Annotated in this window: 3 protein-coding genes; all 3 read right to left on the reverse strand. The window is 44.7% G+C overall.

The features are described 5' to 3' along the window. On the reverse strand, positions 1–1,023 hold a 1,023-nt coding region (locus tag ACFSJC_RS13380), incomplete at its 3' end, for a hypothetical protein (RefSeq protein ID WP_386027427.1). Between the two features lies 1 nt (position 1,024). Further along, positions 1,025–1,168 (reverse strand): hypothetical protein, encoded by a 144-nt coding sequence (locus ACFSJC_RS13385; protein WP_386027428.1) that lies wholly within the window; start codon positions 1,166–1,168, stop codon positions 1,025–1,027. 131 nt (positions 1,169–1,299) lie between these two features. Continuing rightward, positions 1,300–1,569, reverse strand: coding sequence for a hypothetical protein (locus ACFSJC_RS13390; protein ID WP_386027429.1), 270 nt, complete (start codon positions 1,567–1,569; stop codon positions 1,300–1,302). Positions 1,570–1,851 lie beyond the last annotated feature (282 nt).

Below are 1,851 nucleotides of genomic sequence, written 5' to 3' on the forward strand. Positions count from 1 at the left end.
ACCCTGCTTCGGACAATAAATCTGACCGCCTAAAGGCGGTGGTTTTAACCCTGCTTCGGACAATAAATAAAGCAGGCCGGCTGCTCCAATTGCTAATGAATTTCGCTCAGCCATCCCAATATATTCCGCGCGCGCCCCTCGCGCGACAATATATCTATTGTATTCGCCTAAATCATTTTTTTTATTAAGCCTTTCTCCAATCGAAGCGGCAATGCGTGTTGATACATCTGAATATCTGCTGCGCATGCGACGAACCGCCTCGTCATCTGATTTCAACAGTAAATAGAATGCAGCGAGGTCAGATATTGAAAGAGCGCTAACTCGGTTAGCTACTTCAGCTTCATCCATATTCAGAAATTGCCGCCACTTAACCTCATTCTTATAGGCTTCACCACGTGTCTCTCGCCGACCAGCTCGGGACTGCAAAGCCCGTATCGCTGACCCGACTAACTCCTCAGACACCCCCAAACTAAACTGACTCAGTCGATTCACAACAAACTCTTCAAGAGTTCTTCTCTTAACGGCATCTGGAGCACAACTCTGATAGATAAGATGTGCAAGTACCACAGCGAGCGCAGCAAAAAAAGCTGCAGCAAAGGTCCAAGGCAGAAACATCTCTTGATTCGTCTGCTTTTGAAGGTCGAATTTCCAAGAGTTAAATTCCCAAAGCAAACTAGCGCAACTGTTTTGCAAATCATCCACAAGGATGAGCACTTCCTTCTTCCCTTTTTCCAAGGCGACATCGGAGAAACAGCTGCCAACCGCAGACCTACTAAATGCATCTAAGCTATCAACCAGTGTTTCGTTTATATTCTCAATTTTTGCTACCGCATCTGCAAGACCCTGGTCAGGCTGTATGGAAATAGCACTTACGGCTGGCCAAGTCGCAGCAAGTAGCGGGACGATAAAGAGCGCAATGTAAGAGGCTTTCGTTAAAATTTGCCGTTCACCTAGTGCCCTTATGGCCCGCCAGTTAAGGAATCCTTGTGCCAATAGAACATTTCGCTTGATACTTGCTATCATTTTAATTTTCTTCCCTAAACACGCTAAATTTCAAATTAAGCTTTATTTTTATATTGGCATCTTCTTGAGATTTACCCTTAATTTCGCGATGTCTGAAATCCGTACCTTCCAGCTCAATCTCATTACACACATATTCATAATTCATGAGATTTCCTAGCGAATTTGATCCCCAGGGCGATCGCATCAAAATATTACCGAATACTATTGGATGGGTGGCCGGATCTGCCCCAGACTCGCGCAGTTCAGCATGAAAGCCCAGTAAAATCCGCGCAGAGCCTATTTCAACGTCAGCGGCTTATTTCCTGGTGTAACGCTAGAGTTGAGAATACGCTCACATCTTTCTCTATCGCTAACCATCAGAGCCAATAACTGCTTCTGAATCCTTAACAAAAGTTCAGGATTATCAAAGAAATCCACGGCTTCAAGTGAATTCGATTTCTTGTCCTCAACCCATGTTTTTAGCCGGAAAGTATGCTCGAAGAACGGCTTCATTCCTCCAAAATTCTTGGCTAAATGAGAGAATTCTCTATCCTCAGCGGTTTTCATGTGAATCAAGAAAATAACGACGGTTGGGACGAAAGCTTCTGTGAACTCCGCGCTACGGTTTTGCTCGACGTGATGACCACGAACGACTCCCGTTACCTTGCCACGTGTACTTCCATTACTGAGAAAAGCGACACTTAAAGGTCATCTCATTACACACAACTTCATAATTCATGAGATTCCCTGGCGAATTTAATCCCGGCAGCCACGTCTCTGATATAGCCATCTAATGTGATATCCGGACATTAAAATTGAGCAGCATATCGCGTCTCCGGAAGATGGAAG

Source organism: Thiorhodococcus fuscus, assembly GCF_042682685.1.
Taxonomy (GTDB): Bacteria; Pseudomonadota; Gammaproteobacteria; order Chromatiales; family Chromatiaceae; genus Imhoffiella; species Imhoffiella fuscus.

Coding starts and splice junctions, on each gene's coding strand:
- ACFSJC_RS13385 (WP_386027428.1), bottom strand. CDS start 1,168: ATGAATTATGAATATGTGTGTAATGAGATTGAGCTGGAAGGTACGGAT.
- ACFSJC_RS13390 (WP_386027429.1), bottom strand. CDS start 1,569: ATGAAAACCGCTGAGGATAGAGAATTCTCTCATTTAGCCAAGAATTTT.